Origin of the sequence: Methylomonas stagni, assembly GCF_050154735.1 — a bacterium.
GTDB classification, from domain to species: Bacteria; Pseudomonadota; Gammaproteobacteria; order Methylococcales; family Methylomonadaceae; genus Methylomonas; species Methylomonas koyamae_A.
Map to the genome: position 1 here is coordinate 1,690,860 of NZ_CP189557.1, position 17,533 is coordinate 1,708,392.

The following is a 17,533-nucleotide window of genomic DNA, read 5'->3' on the forward strand; positions in this document are numbered from 1 at the left end:
CTGAAAACCGGTCGTGCAAAATACTACAGATATTCCCGGAGATAATAAGCACCGGCCAGCAGCACCAGCAGCGAAAACGCCACCAACCAGAAATAGCCGAAAAACATCATGACTTTAACGGCGGTTTCGACCGGTTTGCGCCGGACAATCAACCAGCCCGCCAAACCGGCAAAGCCGGCCACGCCCAGAAAGCCGGCGATGGCGGGACTCATCGCGGCGGCGGCGCCAGCACTTCGCGGCTACCGTTGGTTTCCGGCGGCGTCACCACACCGGCGTTTTCCATCTCCTCGATAATCCGCGCCGCCCGGTTGTAACCGATTTTGAAGCGGCGTTGCACGCTGGAAATCGACGCCTTGCGCGAATCGGTAACAAAAGCCACCGCTTCATCGTACAGCGGATCGGTTTCGCCGCCCTCGCCGTCCACGCCGGCGATTTCGCCGCTGTCGGTGCGCTCCTGGGTGATTTCGTCCAGATAATTGGTCGGCCCGGTTTTCTTCAAAAACTCGACGACGGCATGGACTTCGTGGTCGTCGACGAAGGCGCCGTGCGCCCGCAGCGGAATGCTGGTACCCGACGGCAGGAACAGCATGTCGCCGTTACCCAGCAAGGCTTCGGCGCCGCCTTGGTCGATGATGGTCCGAGAATCGATCCGCGACGACACCTGGAACGAGATCCGGGTCGGCACGTTGGCCTTGATCAAGCCGGTCAACACGTCCACCGACGGGCGCTGAGTCGCCAGAATCAAATGAATACCGGCGGCCCGAGCTTTTTGCGCCAGCCGGGCGATCAATTCCTCGACCTTTTTACCGACCACCATCATCATATCGGCCAGCTCGTCAATGACGATGACGATGCTGGGCAAGGTGGTCAACAACGGATAGTCGTCGGCTGGAATCGGCGTTTGCGGGTAAAACAGCGGATCGCGCAGCGGTTGGCCGGCGGCGTCGGCTTCCTTGACCGCATGATTGTAGCCGGCCAGATTGCGCACGCCGACCTTGGACATCAATTTGTAACGGCGCTCCATCTCGGCCACGGCCCAACGCAATGCATTTTGCGCGTCCTTCATATCGGTGACGACCGGCGTCAACAAATGCGGAATGCCTTCGTAAACCGACAATTCCAGCATTTTCGGGTCGATCATAATCAAACGCACATCTTCCGGCTTGGCTTTGTAGACCAGGCTCAAAATCATGGTATTGATCGCCACCGACTTACCGGAACCGGTGGTACCGGCCACCAGCGCATGCGGCATTTTGCCCAAATCGGCGACCACCGGCGTGCCGGAAATATCCTTACCCATCGCCAGCGTCAATTTGGATTTAGCTCGGTCGAATTCGTCGGACACCAGCAAATCGCGCAATGACACCATCTCGCGTTCCTGATTCGGAATTTCCAAACCGATCACCGACTTGCCCTCGATCACTTCGACGATACGCACGCTGGTCACCGACAGGCCACGCGCCAAGTCCTTGGCCAGACTGCTGATCCGGCTGACCTTAACGCCGGCCGCCAAACGCAGTTCGAAACGGGTAATCACCGGGCCGGGCAACACGGCCTCGACCTCGGCGGCGATGCCGTAATCCTGCAATACATCTTCGACCTGCCGGGAAATTTCTTCCAACTCGACTTTGGAATAGCGCTTAACCTTGATGTCGCGTTTTTCCAGCAAGGATAGCGGTGGCAAGGCGTTCAAAAACTCGCCGGGTTCGTAATTCTCCAGCGGCTTGGCGTCCTTGCGGCGGGCCGGCTTGACGGCCGCTGGCGCGGTAGGCGGAGTTTCGACCACCTGAATCTGCGGTTTGCGGGCGGTACGTTCTTCGGCTTTGCCGACGTCGGCGGGTTTGGCTTTGCGCTGAATTTCCGGACGATCCGGACGCTCGGTCGCCGGCCGTTCGCCGCGATAACGGCCGGGCGCGGCCACCGCCTGACGGCCCACCACCGAACAAGCGGCCATCGCACCCTTGCCGATCAAGGTCATCATCATCAGCCAGGACAAGCCGGTGAACAGGGTCACCCCGGTCATGAAGATCGCCAGCAGCAACAAGGTCGAACCGGAATTCCCTAGCAGATGCACCAGCGCGTCGCCGATTTCCCTGCCCAGAATACCGCCGGGACTTTCCGGCAGATCGACCTTGGTGCGCAGGAAATGCAGATGCAAGAATAAAATCGCCGAACCGGACAGCATTGTCGCCAGAAACCCGCTCCAGCGCATCGCAATCAGCCACTGGCCGCCCGGCTGCTGTTTGCCGCCGTGAAACAGTATGAATCCGTACCAAAAAATCATCACCGGAATCAGGTAGGCCATCAAGCCGAGAAAACTCAACACGAAATCGGCCAACCACGCGCCGAATAGGCCGCAGGCATTGGCGATTTGTTGATAAGACGTGCTGTGGCTCCAGCCGGGATCGTTGGAACTAAACGTCAATAGTGCAATCAGGAAAAACAACGCGCAACTGGTGCAGCCCAGCAAGGCGATTTCGCGATAACCTCGCGCGGCTTTTTCTTCAACAACGGCAACCATGACTAAAAGCTCTCAATAAAAGCGTCCCAAAACAGGATTATAGATGATAAACGTCGAGACCACATTAGATTGCCCGCAACCGCCCCAAGCAATCGGCCCCGAAACGGACTAACCACGCGGAAGTCTCTCCGAGCGATTTCAGTATACGCCGAGTTTCGCGAAACCCTAACGGCCGATAGCCGCCGCTGACCCCGCGTCGGTTCCGCCCGCCACAAACCCAGCAAAACCGCGGTTTCGCCACCTGCCAATAACCCTTATAATCCGATCATCCCTCACCCGACTCAATGGAGACCGTTAACATGGCCGAAGCCAAACATTGCAAATTGTTAATCCTGGGCTCAGGCCCCGCCGGCTACACCGCCGCCGTCTACGCCGCCCGCGCCAACCTGAATCCGGTGATGATCACCGGCATGCAACAAGGCGGCCAGCTAACCACGACCACCGAGGTCGACAACTGGCCCGGCGACGTAGACGGCGTGCAAGGACCGGAATTGATGGACCGGATGCTGCGCCATGCCGAACGCTTTAATACCGAAGTGATCTTCGACCACATCCACACCGCCGACCTGTCGAAAAAACCGTACACGCTGACCGGCGACTCCGGCGTTTACACCTGCGACGCACTGATCGTCGCCACCGGCGCCTCTGCAAAATATTTGGGCCTGCCGTCCGAGGAAGACTTCAAGGGCCGCGGCGTCTCGGCCTGCGCGACCTGCGACGGTTTCTTCTACCGCAACAAACCGGTCGCGGTGATCGGCGGCGGCAATACCGCGGTCGAGGAAGCCTTGTATCTGGCCAACATCGCCTCGGAAGTGATCGTGGTTCACCGTCGCGACAAGTTCCGCTCCGAGAAAATTCTGTCGGACAAACTGATCGAGAAATCCAAATCCGGCAACGTCAAAATCGAATGGAATTACCAGCTCGACGAAGTCCTGGGCGACGACATGGGCGTCACCGGCATTCGCATCAAAAGCACGGCCGACGGCAGCACCAAGGATATCGACGTACACGGCGTATTCATCGCGATCGGCCATACGCCGAATACCGACATCTTTACCGGTCAACTGGAGATGGACCACGGCTACATCGTCGTCAAAAGCGGCATACACGGCAACGCCACCGCGACCAACGTGCCGGGCGTATTCGCGGCCGGCGACGTGATGGATTCGCACTACAAACAGGCGATCACCTCGGCCGGTGCCGGCTGCATGGCCGCGCTGGACGCCGAAAAATACCTGGACGAACTAACCGGCTAAAGCCACTTCCGATCGCCCCGCTTTGAAAAGCACACCGTTCCGGCAGGGATAGCCGGAACTTGGACGCGGATCGAAGTGCCGGGAAGCCTGAACCCTGGCATTATTGGCGACTGGTATCGGGGGACAGGCAGAAAATGGCAACGTAATCTACAGGCTGTCGCACATTTTGGGATTACCGCTGGCAGCAGCAAATCATTCACTGAAAATCTTGGAAACGGAGCGAAGGCGAAGTGAAGATTTTTAGTTCTCAATAGGCATAGCATCAGGCGGGTTTTCGCAATGAAGCGGAGAAAACCTGCAAGGCCGCCTCGCGAAACGCCGTCAAGTCATGCGAGAACCTATGTTTCGACCCCTTGTCGGGTCGAAACGAAACGACGCGACGAACGAATCGAGGCCGTCGCAGGCCTAAGCGGTCGCGTCATTTTTACCTGATTTTTCGGCCCAGGATACCCGAAAAATCTTTCGCAAAAATAGCGACTCCCCTGCAACAGACGTTCGTCAGAAAAACCATCCATCCGAAATTGTCCAATTTTACCTTCAGTATAAAATCGCCGGCATCAATGCGATTACATTCAGTCGCGGTAACTGACGTTGTTGGCGATGTTAACCAGTAAAGGAGTAACGGCGTGTCCGGTGTAAACGGCGTCGGTTTCATCACGTTGGCGGTCGTGCAGCTAAAACCGTTGAGCGATCAGGCGCTCCGCTCACTCGAAACTGTCCTTTCTGAGGTTGCGGTAGGCCGCGACGGCATAGCCGGCTTCCAATGCGGCGGCCGCGGGGCTATCGGCGCTGACGCCGCCGGCGCCGGGCAGTGGGGCAATCCGGCCGGCGTTCAGCCGGTATACCATCGCCACCGAAATGCCGTGGTCCGGCGCGATCAGGCTGTAGCAGGTGTTCAGCCAATGCGGCTCGGTTGGCGGGCGGCCGTTCAGCAGATCGACCACGGCGCGCGCGCAGACCTTGGCTTCGGAATTGGCGGCGAACGCTGACTTGGGTATCGGCGCGTAATCGGCGGCATCGCCGATTACGTGAATGAACTCGTTGAAGCGCGACCGGCTGGTCCAAGGATCGACCGGGCACCAGCCGCCGGCGTCGGTCAAGCCGGCTTGGGCGGCGATGCGGCCGGCGCGTTGCGGCGGAATGATGTTCAGCACGTCGCCGGTAAAGCGGTCGCCGAAATCGGTGACCACCGCTCGGCCGGCGGCCTCCAAGCGCACCACCGGATTGTTGGCGATCGACAGCCACTCGATGCTCGCGGCCGGCGTGCCGTAGCCGAAATGCCGCCGCCAGCCGGATTCGAACAATTTTTGTTTGGAGAAGCTCGGCTTGGGATCGAGTATCACCACCTTGGCGCGCGGCTTGTATTGCTTCAGCCAGAACGCGATCAGGCTGGCTCGCTCGTAGGGTCCTGGCGGACAGCGGTAGGGATCGGGCGGCGCGCAAATCAGCACCCGGCCGCCGTCGGGCATCGCCTGGATTTGGCGAATCAACAATTCGGTCTGCGGGCCCGCTTGCCAGGCGTGCGGAAATCGCTCGGCCATTTCGGCATCGTAACCGGCGATGGCTTGCCAGTCGAAATCGATGCCGGGCGCCAACACTAACCGGTCGTAGCGCAAGCTATCGCCATCGGCCAGCACCAGTTTACGCCGGTCGGCGTCGATCGCGGCCACCCGATCGCCGATCAGGCGAACTTGGTAACGATCGACCAAGTCCCGATAATCGACGAGCAACCGCGCCGGCTTCAACAGTCCGGCCAAAGTCCAGTTGCTGGCCGGACAGGTGATGTAAGCGGATTTGGGTTCGATTAAGGTGACGTCGATCGTCGGGTCGTAGCAGCGAATGAACTTGGCGGCGGTCGCGCCGGCAAAGCCGCCGCCCACGACCACGACGCGCGCCCGTGCCGCGCCGCCGATCGTCCATGTTTGACAGGCGCTCAGCGAGCCGGCCGTCGCGACGGCACCGGTTCGCAGAAATCGTCGGCGCGACCAGTCCGCCATCTAGCGTTTTCCCAGGTAATCGGCCACCACCGCTAATTCGGTGTCGCTGTAGCCTTTGGCGATCCGATTCATCAAAGTCGCGGTTTTGCGGTCGTATTTGAAATCCAGCAAAGACTGACGAAGTTTTTCAGCCGACAGGTCCGCCAGCGCGGGCATGCCGACATCGCCATCCTTTCGCGCATGGCAAATCGTACAATTGGCCGCGATCGCCTCGGCGGCGAAATCGGCGCGCGCGGCGCTTGTCAACATTAGCAGCAGTAAGCCGACAGCCGCCCGCATTCGCTTAGTTCGCGGCTTTTTGCCGGAAAACCTCGTACAGCAACACGCCGGTCGCGACCGATACATTCAGGCTTTCCACTTGGCCCACCATCGGTATCTTTACCAGAAAGTCGCAATGCTGGCGGGTCAGATGGCGCAGACCGCTGCCTTCCGCGCCCATCACCAAGGCCAGCGGCATATCCAGTTTCATCTGGTAGACGGTTTGCTCGGCTTCGCCGGCCGCACCCATGATCCAAACATTTTGGTCCTTGAACCAACGCAGCACCCGAGCCAGATTGGTGACCTGATAGACCGGCACCGTCTCGGCCGCGCCGCTGGCTACCTTGCACACGGTCGGCGTGATGCCGGCGGCATTGTCTTTGGTAACGACAACGCCATGCACGCCCACCGCGTCGGCGGTACGCAAGCACGCTCCGAGATTATGCGGGTCCTGAACTTGATCCAGAATCAAATAAAACGGCGTTTCGGTCAGCGCGTCGAAATCCTGTTTTAGCTGATCTTCGCTGCGCATCGCCGGCAATTCGACCGCGACCACGATGCCTTGGTGATTTTTGCCGTCGGCCATCCGCTCCAGCTTTTTGCGCTCGGTTTTCTCGGGATTGACACCCAACTCCGCCAACGCGTCGAGCAGCGGTTTCAAGCGGGCATCCTGGCGTTGGCCGTCGATCCAGGCGCGGCGGATTTTGTCTGGAGAATGTTCCAAGGCGGCCTGCACGGCGTGCACGCCGAAAAGCTGAGTCAAACTCATGATTTACGGCGCCGTCTGGATCGGGTGGATTTTTTGGCGGGCTCGGACTTGGCGGACTTGCCTTTGCCCTCGGTCGTTTTGGCTTTGCTGGATTTGGCCTTTTTGGGTTTGGCGTTCTCGGCCTTCTTACCGGCCTGAATCAATTCGAAGTCGATCTTTTTGTCGTCCAAATTGACCCGTACCACACGGATGCGCACCGCGTCGCCCAGCCGATAGCGCACGCCGGTGCGTTCGCCGTAAAGCTGATGCTTGCCGGAATCGAACTGGAAATAGTCGTTGTGCAAGGAGGCGATATGCACCAGGCCTTCGACGTAAACGGTCTGCAATTCGACGAAAAACCCAAAACCGGTGACCGACGAAATCACTCCGGCGAATTCCTCGCCGATCTTGTCCATCATATACTCGCACTTCAACCAACTAATCACGTCGCGGGTGGCGTCGTCGGCTCGGCGCTCGTTGGCGGAACAGTGCTCGCCCAGCGCCATCATGTCGGCATAGTTGTAGGCAAAACTGTCCGGCGCCTTGCCGGCCAGTGCGTGGCGTATCGCCCGGTGCACCAGCAAATCCGGATAACGGCGGATCGGCGACGTGAAATGCGCGTAAGCGTCCAGCGCCAGGCCGAAATGGCCCTTGGTTTCCGGGCTGTACACCGCTTGCGACATCGAGCGCAGCAAGATGGTCTGGATCAGATGGGCATCCGTGCGGCCGGCCACCGATTCCAGCAAGTGCATGTAATCCAGCGGGGTCGGTTGAGCGTGGCCGCCGAGATGCAGACCCAGCTCGTTCAAAAAGGTCTTCAGCGCTAGTAATTTCTCTGGGCCTGGGCCGTCGTGTATCCGCAGCAGGCGCGGCAACTTTTTGCGGGTTAGGAATTTGGCCGCCGCGGTGTTGGCGGTAATCATGAATTCTTCGATCAATTTATGCGCGTCGTTGCGGACCAGCGGCACGATCTCGGCGATTTTGCGCTCGGGCCCGAACACGATCTTGGTTTCCTGGGTGTCGAAATCCATCGCCCCGCGCAGTTCCCGTTGCCGGCGCATGGCCTGGTACAGGCTGTACAGCGTTTGCAGATGCGGCACCAAATCCGCGTATTTCTTGGCCAGTTTTTGATCGCCGTCGACCAGTATTTTTGCGACTTCGCTGTAGGTTAGCCGGGCATGGGAACGCATCACGGCCTCGAAAAACCGCGAACGCACCACTAGGCCGTCCTCGCCGATCAGCAACTCGCAAACCATGCATAGCCGATCCACCTTGGGATTCAGCGAACACAAGCCGTTGGACAAAATCTCCGGCAGCATCGGGATGACTTTTTCCGGGAAATACACCGAGGTGCTGCGGTTTTTGGCTTCGTCGTCCAGCGCGGTACCCACCTTGACGTAGTGCGATACGTCGGCGATCGCCACCAATAACTTCCAGCCTTTCTTGGTTTTTTGGGCATACACCGCGTCGTCGAAATCGCGGGCGTCCTCGCCGTCTATCGTCACCAACGGCAGGTGGCGGACGTCTTCCCTGCCCTGCTTGGCCGATTCCGGCACTTCCGCGTGCAAGCCGCCAACCTCGGCCAGCAAAGCCTCCGGCCAATGGTTGGGCAGTTCGTGCGAACGGATCGCCATTTCGATTTCCATGCCGGGCGCCATATGCATGCCCAACACTTCGACGACCCGCCCCAAGGGCTGGTAGTGCGCGCTGGGTTGCTGAACGATTTCGGCGACGACGATCTGGCCGTTTTTGGCGCCGCCGACGTCCTCCTTGGCGATCAGAACCTCGTGAATGATTTTCTTGTTATCCGGCACGACGTAAGCGACGCGCCCCTCGGTGAAGAACCGGCCGACCACTTGGTGGGTATTGCGTTCCAGAATCTCGACGACGGCGGCTTCGCGGCGCCCCTTGCGATCAATGCCGGTCACCCGGACCGCGACCCTGTCGTTGTGCATCAGCGGCTTCATTTCCCTGGGCGACAAAAACAAATCGTCGCTGCCGTCTTCCGGTTTCAAAAAGCCGAAACCCTCGGGATGGCCGAGTACCCGGCCATTAATCAAGTTTTGACCGTTACCAATCATGTATTTTTGCCGGCTGTTGAATACCAACTGGCCGTCGCGCTCCATCGCGCGCAAGCGTCGGCGCAGAGCTTCGAGAGCGTCGGCGGACTCTAACCCGAATTGTTGGGCGATTTGTTGACGCCGCAACGGCTTGCCGGTTTGCTGAACCAGCTGCAGTATCAGTTCGCGGCTGGGAATGGGATGTTCGTATTTTTCGGCTTCGCGCTCGGCGTAAGGATCGACGAACGTTTTGGAATCAGTGGGCTGATCGGAATTGGATGTCATTGAGTAGTCGTTTCGGTGTCGGGTCATGCGGCCGGGGTCGCGCATGGGGCGCCCGGCAAACGGATGTTTCAAATAAAGTCATAGCCTTTCTTCTTGCCGTGGGCCGACGGGATATTTTCAAGTATCTGCCGACATTCGAATTGCCAATAGCCCAAGCCTATATTCTTCCGGCCATTCAAAATAATTGGAAAATTCTCGCTCCCCATGTACATCCGTAACAAGTCGCCATCCTTGAGCATGAAAGAATCCATGATAATAAAGCTTTTTTCGCCTTCTTGGTCCTTTGTACCATAAATCAGGGCTTTTTTGCGTTCGGTGTCAGGTTCGGCATCCAGCGCGTGATAAGCCACCGGAAACGCTTGATGGGCAATCACGACCAACTCGAACACCACTTTGCTGTCTTGCTTGGGCAGCAGAATCTTGCAGACCACGCCCAAGGCCCGCAGATGCGGCAAGCTATCGGTTTTTCTAAAACTGACCAAACTGCCGATCGACAACAAGCCTTCCTGTTGCAATACGCAGGACAAAGCCCGCTCGGATTCGCTGTGTGCCGGAATTTCCGGTGTCGCTTCATAGCCGGCGGCGATCCGGCCGGTATCCAGTAAATCGTGCGTCGCGTCCAGGCCGATGACTACGTAACGATCCAGCCGATCGGCGAAATACACGGTCCCTTGCGGTTCCCTGCCCTGCCAGCGCTGTATCAGATACTCGAACAGTTCCGGCGACAATTTGTTATGGCTGCCTGGATCGATGTCCAGCGAACTGAATCTGGCTTCGTCCTTGCCGCAGTATTTATCGGTCAACTTGTAGATCTTAGCCAATTTGGTCAGATCCAAATACAATAGGGCCGCCTCGCCGCGTCGGTCCGCCGTCTTGGCGGCCGGCTGAAAGGCCGGGGCAAGGTCTTCGTCGATCGAAATCAGACATTGCACGGCTTGTCCGGCAACCGGTTTGGCTTCTATGTTCACCAAATCGCTAATCTTATCGATGAACTCGTAAACCAGTTGGAATTCCTTCTGCATCAGGCCGGACGGGTAGGCCAGACTGAGCAGCAAAATCTGCTTGTAACTGTCGGCGACCGAGGAATGCTTGGTAAACAGGCCGCGCTGGTCGGCGACCTTGGTATCGTCTTTACCCAACTTCACCGCCAGTTTGTACAGCGAATGCAGATCTATCCAAATCCAGTCCGGAATCGGGTAACTCATCATGTACTGGCTGACGACGATGCGGCTCAATCCCTTGATGGTCCGCTGTATCGCCAAGGCCACGGTCTTGCCCTGCAGCCAGCCGACATCGCGCCGGGTCAGGTCCCTGACCACGCTCCAATAACCGATCGTAAACTGGCGCTCGACGACGCACACCAGCCCGAAAATTTTTTTCTCGATATCGCCTTTCGGAAAGCCGAATTTGATCAGACGCGACCGCAAATAATCGTCGATCAGAAAAAACTGTCCCTGAGCTGCTCCAACGCTTGCAAGCGCTTGGCAGCCGGCATTTCCACCGAAATCAATTCGGACAGCAATTCCTGAAACAAACGAGCGGCCAGACCCGGATTGGCGGCGGGCAACTCGGCGATCCATTGTTGCAGGGCGGTTTCCGAGAAAGTCGCCAGCAAGCGGGGATCGTTTTTTTGTTCGGGTATGACCAGAAAAAAGAGTTCTTCACGCAAAGTCCAAATTCAATACAACGGCGCTTCCAACCGTTGTCCGGCGAAACTCCGGCCGCCCGCGGTTGCTGACGGCCGCGCCGGCGGCACCAATCAGCACCATTCCAGGCGGGCCGATCGCGGCGAGCGCGAAGCCGACCGGGCGCGACATGGGTTCATTAGAACAAACCTTCGTCGTCTAGCATTAAGTTCTGTAACGCGCCGATTTCCCTTCTCAGTTGTTTACGGGCCAGCAGCTTCTGTTGCACGGCGTCCGGCAACTCGGTAAATATCACCAATTGTTTGGCCACCAAAACATCCACCAGATCGTCGATAACCCTAACCATATCGACATCGGTTTCGGTCAGCGCGCGCTTGGCCCGCATGCCCGCGTCGCGGTAAAACGCGGCCAGTTCGGGATCGTCATCCGCCAGCCAATCGCCAGCGGCCCCGGTATCGTCGAGGCGCCGGATCGCCCCGGCGGCGTCTCGGGTGACGAACGGCATGTGCCGGTAAAAACGGCCTAGCGCGGCGAAATCGTCAGCGCGCCCAGCGTGACGCCGATGTCGATGCCTCGCCCCTTGCCGGATAAGGCCAGCGAAATTTCGCCGCGCGTCAAGACTTGCGCGTCCACGGATTTAGTAGCGCCGGCGTGCCCTTCCAAGGCCACGAAGTTGCCGTAGATCTCATTGAGATTTTTGACTTCCGAAAATACCCCGGTGCCTTCGATTTCCGATTTGCCTATCGTGAAGCCGATGCTCTTGGACGCCAAGGCGACTTGGGCGCGCTGGCCGTTGCTGCAACTGATATTGCCGATACCGTCGTATTGTTTGTAGACCAGCGACCAGCCGCTCAATTTGTAGGTCATCGTGCAAGAGGTCAGCGGTCCCGCCGCGGCCGAGGCCGATAGCGCCGCGCATGCGATGCCAAGCACTAGCGGTAAATAGTTGAACGTTCCGATTTTCATTGTTTTCTCCACGTGTTAAACCCCAATTTCCAGCCGGCCAGCCGCCGTCGAGTCAGCCGATTATAGTACAAAGCCGTTTCGCGCTCGGTCAGGGCAAGGCCCCCAACGACAACACCGAGTTCAGGCCGTCGGCGGTTTCCGCTTGACTCAATTCCGGCGCCAAGATGTAAACCCGCCCTCGTTCGACCTTGCCCTGCATGGTGACGTATTGGGCGATGTGATTGGCCCGGTCCACCGCCAACTCGGTCAAGCGCTGCGGATCGGGATGAAAGATACCTTCCAGGCGCTGTTGAGCGACGCTGTAAAAATCTACATTCGGATCGCTTTTCAAGCGTGGCTTGCCGAACAGGCCGCGATCCAATTCCTCGGGAAACACTTCGCCGAAAAACTTGGCCAGCAGACGCCGGTATTCGTCGTCCGACAACTCGAGATACTCATGGCGGATTTTCTGGCCCTGATCGCGCAACTCGCCGGATTTCATTTTTTTCAGAACATCCTTGACCGCATCGTAACGCATCGCCGGCCAATCCTGGGTTTCATAAGCCTTGCCCTTGATTTCCAGCGTCAATTCCGGTTTGGTGGTCAAGGCCTGCCCAAGTTGATCGAGTTTGGCGGACTCCTCGGCCGCCAGTTTGGCGCTACCCGGACCGAACTTTACGACACTGTAATCCTTATCCTCGCCGAGCAGTGCCCCAAACATCTTGAACGGCGAAGCCACCGCCTTGGCAATCAGATTGACCAATACGTCGCTAACTAGTGCCCCAAGGCTGAATTTCGGATCTTCCAGACTGCCGGAAATCGGGAAATCCAGATTAATCCGACCGTCGGCGTCTTTCAGTAACGCAATGGCCAGATGCAAGGGTAGCGACATCGCTTTCGGATTCTCGACGTGGTCGCCCAGCGCCAACTGATCGATGAACAATTTGTTCTGGACCTCCAATTGGCCCTTGCTGATTTTGTACTGCAAATCCAGCGCCATCTGGCCTTTTTCGATTTTATAGCCGGCGAATTCGGCCATGTAAGGCGTAATCAGCGGCAAGGGCATGTGGGTAAACTTCAGGCCGACATCGGTATTGCCGGTTTGGAATTGGTATTTGCCCTTGATATCGACCGACGCCAGATCGTAAACCTTGCCTTGCAAATCCAGTTGCGCGTAGGCGTCTTTCTCGGTCGAAAAACCGCTGACTTCGCCATTCAGGCGTTTCATTTCCGCGACGAAAGGCAAGATCAGCGAATAATCGGCGAAATCGGAGCGACCGTTTTTCATCTCGATTTTGCCGATGACCAATTTCGGTTCCGGGGATTTCACGTCCGGCTTGGTCGGTGCTTCCGCCACTTTTGACCCGTTTTGCTGAGCCGGCGACTTGACGACGCTGAGTTCGTCAACATTGGTCGTACCGTCTTTCTTGATGTTGAAGCGAAAATAGGGCCGTTCGAACACCACCCGGTCGATTTTAAAATCCTGCTGGTTCAGATCGATGTCGATGCCGGCTAGGGTCAGGTCCGACCACTTCAAGAAATCCTTATTCTTGATTTGATCGCGGGTTACCAGATTGTCGATGTTGGCGTTACCGGTAAAGGTAAGTTGAAATTGATCAGTGGTTGTCAGTTGCAGATTGCCGTCCAGATTGACGGCGCCATCCACCAGTTCCAGATTCAAATAGGGATCGAGATAAGCCTGAAACGGCTTGATCAGCAAGTTATCGAGCGTTACCTGCCACGCGGCACCGAAGGGTTGCAAAACGGTATCGCCGGCCAGTTTCAAGGACGCCTTTTGGTTAATACGGGTAGCGAAGGTCAACGGTAACTTGCCTGGATTGGCGCTATCGAAACCGCGCACCGCCAAGGCCAGTTCGGTCAACTCCAGCGTCACCGGCTTAGTCAGACTGTAATCGGTGAACTCGATGCGGTGATTGCTTAATGCCATGTCGTCGACCTTAACTCGCCAAGGTTTGGCGGGCTCAGCGGGCGTCGGCGGAGCGGCGGCCGGATTGGACGCGTTGGCGCTTGATTGGCCGGGCTCGGCAAACAAGGCTTGGTAGTTCACCACGCCATCGGCTTGCAGCCAAACTTGGATCGCCGCATCGTCGGCGGCGACTTTAGCGATGGTCAACTGCCGGTCCTGCAGATCGACGGCCACGCCGCTAAGCGTCAACGACGGCAAGTCCAGTAACGAGCGATGCTGGGCCGGCTCGCTGATCGCCCACTTTTTAAGGTCGATAACTCCGTTGTTTAGCGCCAAATTGACACCGCCGTCGTGCTGGCTCAGATGATAATCGGCGGTGACCGACAACTGGCCGGCGTCGATCGTAACCGGCAGCACGTCCTTCGGCGCCAATTTCAGCAATTTCGGGACGACAATACCCTCCAGCCTTAGGCTGCCGGTCGAGACCAACGGCATCAGGGTTAGTTGTCCTTGCCAATTCAGGGTACCGCCGGACGCCAAGCCCACCGCCAGCCGCCCGCTTGCGCCGTCCTTCGCGTTGACGGTACCCAGCTCGGCGACTTCCAACTGCAGCGGCATCAGCGTTTCGGCGGCATCCTCGCCCGCCAACGCGTCGCGCCAACGGATTTCGCCGGCATCGATCGCCAGCCGGTGAATCAACAGTGGCGGCGGCGAGTCTTCTTTAGCAGGCTCGGACGAAGGGTCCGGCTCGGCTTGGACGGGTTGTAAATCGGCCAGATTCAGACGGCCGTCGGCGCGACGTTCCAGGCTGATCGTAGGCTTGCCGAATTCGATCGCCGTTACCGCCAAACCGCGCATGCCTAGCGACTCCATCGCCTGAATATCCAGAACCAGACTCTCCAAACCGAGTAAATCCTTGCCGTCGGCACCCGTCAAACGTATCCCCCGCAACTCAGCCCGCCATTCGAAAGGATCGAAGGCCACCGTCTCGATGCCGAACTGAGCGCCGGTGGCCTGGTGAACGATTTCGGGCAAGCGGGTTCTCGCCCAATAGGGCAAAACATAGTATCCGGCCACCGCATACAAACCGACCAAGCCGACCAGCGTGCCGCCTATCCAATACCCGGTGGAGCGTTTCAGGACCATGGCACCCCCGTGTTAATGCAGTCGATTCAGAAATTCGGCGTCGATGCGACAGCCGCCGAGATCGGGATAATCGGCCAGATTCTGTTCGAAATCGCGAAACGACGGATGCTGAAACGCCAAACGCACGATGCGGCCCTGAGCCAGTTCGAATTCGAGCGCGCCGCCTTTGTCGCGAGGACTGCCCGGCTTGGTGGCGAACAATAGAATGCCGATATGGGCCAGCGGCTGACCTTGTTCCTGGGCCGGCCTAGCGCAACTGTAACTATCGACGTTCAGACCGGCGAACACGCCGGCCAATTGCGCGGCACTAACGACCACGCCTTCGTCGGGAATCGGCGGTAGTTGCAGCAAGGTTTCCAGGCCGAAATTACTCAAATGGTTTTGCAGCAATACGCTACCGTTGCCGGCCTTTTCGGTATTCAATAGCGGATACAGTTGACGGGCCACTTCATCCTTATCCGGGCTTTTCAGGGCCGCCAGCAATTGTCGGCCCGCCGACTGCACCGGATTCAAGATGCCTTCCTTCTTTTGCCTGGAACTGGCCAGCGCATCCCAGTCCTGCTCGGTATTGACCGCCAGACGCATGCTCTTCATGACCCAATAATCTTCCGGCGCCAAACAGCCGGAAAAGTTGGTGGAACGGTATTGCTCCAACAATTTGGGCCGGATCTCATCGGTCATCGCCCGCTGCATCGAGATATTGAAATTCTTCCAATCCGGCGATTTATTCAGAAAATAGTAGAGCAAGGCGTTGCGGTCGAATTTATTGAACCCCAAGTCCTTCATGACCAGTTTCAGCCGCCGGCACTGAGTCTCGACATCGCTGTAATCCCGCCAATCCGGTTGCAGATTCGGCCGATCGGCGGCATCGATTTGAGCCAGCAATTGCTGGAGACGCTGTTCGCCGTTGGCGGTTTGTATCGGCGCCCGCCACAGTTCTTCCAGAGACAGGTCGTGAGCGTCCGGCGTCGCGTCGCCAACGGTTTTCAGCAGCAGGGACGACACCAATTCCGGATAAATCCGCAATTCGCCCAGCATCTTGGTTTCCGACGACCAAATGTTCCAACCGCCTTCGAGCACTTCGTAAACCGGCAAGCGGGTTTGGTTGAGACCTGCGCTGTCGGCGTTAAGTACGACGCCGGCCGGCAGCGTGTGGGTCTCGGAACTGAGCTTGCCGGCCGGCGTCGGCGTTTTCGCGACCACGGGCGGATTGCTTTCCACCCAGTTGCCGGCCAATTTCCCCATCACCGCCATGCCGGTACCGACGCCGGTCAACGCAAACAAACCGCTGGCGGTGTTCAGATCCTCGACCAGCTGCGACAGATTAGACTCGTGGCTGTTACTGGTCAGAAAGCGGTATTCAATCTGGGTGTCCTTGGCCGAATCCAAGCGTAACCACGGCGTCAAATTGGCCTTTTTGGTCTCCAGTTTGAAATTGCACCGCCCGGTCGTCGCCTGATAAAGAAATCCGCTGGCTTCGCGCTGCAGCTTCAAGGCGTCGTTATGCACCGCGAACACGACGGCGGCCGACAAATCGCCGTTTTCGTAATGACCGCCCATTTCATTGCAACCGCCTTTCAATGCGCTGTCGCCCTTGAACTCGAACTCAGACAGCCACTGCACGTAGTAATCGTCGCCGGAAACCGTCGTTTGCCCTCGCAACGGCTTGACGGCTACCGATTCGGTTTTCGGATAATCCACCGCCAATTGCCGAGTGGTGGCGCAACCGACCAGCAATCCACTGGCCAGCACCGCTTGCGCGATTATGAAAAAACAGCGTTGCGACATTCAAAAACCTTTTGGAATCTTGCGTGGGTGAAAGCGTACCGGAAAACTAAACGCCGGTTCTTAGGCCGGACTTAAGGTCCGGCCGCCGTTTGACAAACACCGGCTTATTCCGGCGCGCGCACAACGCTGGAATAATAAAGTCTTGCGGGAAGTGTGGCTATCGTTTTGTTGAACGAGGTCCGGTCAAGCCGAACCCTCTTTGAAACGATGAATTTGCCGGCGTTGCTTTTTGTTGGGTTTGAAGGGACGCTCCGAGACTGGGAACGCGGCTTGCTGCTGTTTGTGCAATTCCACCAATTGTTGCCGTTTGGCGGCGCTGGCCGCGTCTTCGACATACAATTGGGCCGCCTCTTGGGCCGGACGGCGTTGCCGATTCAAACCGGTGACAAGAATATCCCAGGTATACTGATCCTTGGTGATGCTGATGCGATCGCCGAGCCGAACATCCCGGCTGGGCTTGCAGCGCTGGCCGTTGACATGCACCTTTCCGCCGCTGACCGCGTCGGACGCCAAGCCGCGGGTCTTGAAAAACCGTGCGGCCCATAGCCATTTATCGATACGGAGTTCGTCTTGCTCACTCAACGGGCAAACCGCTCTCCGCCCAAGCCTTGAAACCGCCGGCCATGCTGACCGTCGCCGAATAACCCATCTGCTGCAATACCTGAGTCGCCAACGCCGACCTGCCGCCTCCCTGGCAATACACCACGGTCGGGGCTTGTTGCCGACCTTGGAAAGCGGGATGTCCGCAAATTTGGAATTCAAGTACGCCACGTGGAATATTGACCGCGCCCGGCAAATGGCCGGCGGCAAATTCGTTGGGCTCGCGGACATCCAGAATCAAATTTGTCGTCAAGCGTTCGCGAGCGGCGGCGACGTCGATCTCCGAAATCTGCTGCTTGGCGGCGGCGACTAAATCTTGCGCGGTAATAGCCATACGGTTCCTCGTTGGGCTGATT

Annotated in this window: 15 protein-coding genes; 1 reads left to right on the plus strand and 14 read right to left on the minus strand. The window is 57.9% G+C overall.

Translation table 11 applies throughout. From position 1 onward, the window contains the following. Window positions 1–23: 23 nt before the first annotated feature. Window positions 24–212 (minus strand): hypothetical protein, encoded by a 189-nt coding sequence (locus ACP4CD_RS07945; RefSeq protein ID WP_281022913.1) that lies wholly within the window; start codon window positions 210–212, stop codon window positions 24–26. Then, window positions 209–2,521, minus strand: a complete 2,313-nt coding sequence (locus tag ACP4CD_RS07950; RefSeq protein ID WP_426994167.1) for a DNA translocase FtsK — start codon at window positions 2,519–2,521, stop codon at window positions 209–211. The genes ACP4CD_RS07945 and ACP4CD_RS07950 overlap by 4 nt, the downstream gene beginning before the upstream one ends. A 299-nt stretch (window positions 2,522–2,820) precedes the next feature. On the opposite strand from ACP4CD_RS07950, the gene trxB reads away from it, so the two are divergent. Next, window positions 2,821–3,777, plus strand: coding sequence for a thioredoxin-disulfide reductase (gene trxB, locus ACP4CD_RS07955; protein ID WP_064030885.1), 957 nt, complete (start codon window positions 2,821–2,823; stop codon window positions 3,775–3,777). Window positions 3,778–4,481: 704 nt separating this feature from the next. On the opposite strand, the gene ACP4CD_RS07960 is transcribed toward trxB, so the two are convergent. The 12 genes from ACP4CD_RS07960 to ACP4CD_RS08015 form a co-directional block, all read right to left on the minus strand. Continuing rightward, window positions 4,482–5,774 (minus strand): FCSD flavin-binding domain-containing protein, encoded by a 1,293-nt coding sequence (locus tag ACP4CD_RS07960; protein ID WP_426994168.1) that lies wholly within the window; start codon window positions 5,772–5,774, stop codon window positions 4,482–4,484. Beyond that, on the minus strand, window positions 5,775–6,023 hold the full coding sequence (locus ACP4CD_RS07965) for a c-type cytochrome (RefSeq protein ID WP_426994169.1): 249 nt from the start codon (window positions 6,021–6,023) through the stop codon (window positions 5,775–5,777). A gap of 34 nt (window positions 6,024–6,057) precedes the next feature. Then, window positions 6,058–6,801, minus strand: coding sequence for a 23S rRNA (guanosine(2251)-2'-O)-methyltransferase RlmB (rlmB, locus tag ACP4CD_RS07970; protein WP_064030794.1), 744 nt, complete (start codon window positions 6,799–6,801; stop codon window positions 6,058–6,060). Next, complete coding sequence (rnr, locus tag ACP4CD_RS07975; RefSeq protein WP_426994170.1) at window positions 6,798–9,125, minus strand: ribonuclease R; 2,328 nt, start codon at window positions 9,123–9,125, stop codon at window positions 6,798–6,800. The genes rlmB and rnr overlap by 4 nt, the downstream gene beginning before the upstream one ends. A 68-nt stretch (window positions 9,126–9,193) precedes the next feature. Beyond that, entirely contained in the window at window positions 9,194–10,552 is a 1,359-nt protein-coding gene (locus ACP4CD_RS07980) for a hypothetical protein (RefSeq protein ID WP_426994171.1), read from the minus strand. 11 nt (window positions 10,553–10,563) lie between these two features. After that, window positions 10,564–10,794, minus strand: a complete 231-nt coding sequence (locus ACP4CD_RS07985) for a hypothetical protein (RefSeq protein WP_426994172.1) — start codon at window positions 10,792–10,794, stop codon at window positions 10,564–10,566. A 155-nt stretch (window positions 10,795–10,949) separates the two neighbouring features. After that, the gene (locus tag ACP4CD_RS07990; RefSeq protein ID WP_071159743.1) at window positions 10,950–11,276 is read right to left on the minus strand and encodes a hypothetical protein; all 327 of its coding nucleotides are present in this window, start codon (window positions 11,274–11,276) and stop codon (window positions 10,950–10,952) included. 17 nt (window positions 11,277–11,293) lie between these two features. Beyond that, window positions 11,294–11,737, minus strand: a complete 444-nt coding sequence (locus ACP4CD_RS07995; RefSeq protein WP_064030798.1) for a DUF1134 domain-containing protein — start codon at window positions 11,735–11,737, stop codon at window positions 11,294–11,296. 88 nt (window positions 11,738–11,825) lie between these two features. Then, complete coding sequence (locus tag ACP4CD_RS08000) at window positions 11,826–14,789, minus strand: DUF748 domain-containing protein (RefSeq protein ID WP_426994173.1); 2,964 nt, start codon at window positions 14,787–14,789, stop codon at window positions 11,826–11,828. Between the two features lie 12 nt (window positions 14,790–14,801). Then, complete coding sequence (locus ACP4CD_RS08005) at window positions 14,802–16,577, minus strand: hypothetical protein (RefSeq protein WP_426994174.1); 1,776 nt, start codon at window positions 16,575–16,577, stop codon at window positions 14,802–14,804. A 183-nt stretch (window positions 16,578–16,760) separates the two neighbouring features. Next, on the minus strand, window positions 16,761–17,159 hold the full coding sequence (locus tag ACP4CD_RS08010; protein ID WP_064030801.1) for an RNA-binding S4 domain-containing protein: 399 nt from the start codon (window positions 17,157–17,159) through the stop codon (window positions 16,761–16,763). Beyond that, window positions 17,152–17,511, minus strand: a complete 360-nt coding sequence (locus ACP4CD_RS08015) for a rhodanese-like domain-containing protein (protein ID WP_313728326.1) — start codon at window positions 17,509–17,511, stop codon at window positions 17,152–17,154. The genes ACP4CD_RS08010 and ACP4CD_RS08015 overlap by 8 nt, the downstream gene beginning before the upstream one ends. Window positions 17,512–17,533: the final 22 nt, after the last annotated feature.

Excerpts from the sequence above, each read along its gene's own strand:
- ACP4CD_RS07945 (WP_281022913.1), bottom strand. The coding sequence starts at position 212 with ATGAGTCCCGCCATCGCCGGCTTTCTGGGCGTGGCCGGCTTTGCCGGT.
- ACP4CD_RS07950 (WP_426994167.1), bottom strand. The coding sequence starts at position 2,521 with ATGGTTGCCGTTGTTGAAGAAAAAGCCGCGCGAGGTTATCGCGAAATC.
- trxB (WP_064030885.1), top strand. The coding sequence starts at position 2,821 with ATGGCCGAAGCCAAACATTGCAAATTGTTAATCCTGGGCTCAGGCCCC.
- ACP4CD_RS07960 (WP_426994168.1), bottom strand. The coding sequence starts at position 5,774 with ATGGCGGACTGGTCGCGCCGACGATTTCTGCGAACCGGTGCCGTCGCG.
- ACP4CD_RS07965 (WP_426994169.1), bottom strand. The coding sequence starts at position 6,023 with ATGTTGACAAGCGCCGCGCGCGCCGATTTCGCCGCCGAGGCGATCGCG.
- rlmB (WP_064030794.1), bottom strand. The coding sequence starts at position 6,801 with ATGAGTTTGACTCAGCTTTTCGGCGTGCACGCCGTGCAGGCCGCCTTG.
- rnr (WP_426994170.1), bottom strand. The coding sequence starts at position 9,125 with ATGACATCCAATTCCGATCAGCCCACTGATTCCAAAACGTTCGTCGAT.
- ACP4CD_RS07990 (WP_071159743.1), bottom strand. The coding sequence starts at position 11,276 with ATGCCGTTCGTCACCCGAGACGCCGCCGGGGCGATCCGGCGCCTCGAC.
- ACP4CD_RS07995 (WP_064030798.1), bottom strand. The coding sequence starts at position 11,737 with ATGAAAATCGGAACGTTCAACTATTTACCGCTAGTGCTTGGCATCGCA.
- ACP4CD_RS08000 (WP_426994173.1), bottom strand. The coding sequence starts at position 14,789 with ATGGTCCTGAAACGCTCCACCGGGTATTGGATAGGCGGCACGCTGGTC.
- ACP4CD_RS08005 (WP_426994174.1), bottom strand. The coding sequence starts at position 16,577 with ATGTCGCAACGCTGTTTTTTCATAATCGCGCAAGCGGTGCTGGCCAGT.
- ACP4CD_RS08015 (WP_313728326.1), bottom strand. The coding sequence starts at position 17,511 with ATGGCTATTACCGCGCAAGATTTAGTCGCCGCCGCCAAGCAGCAGATT.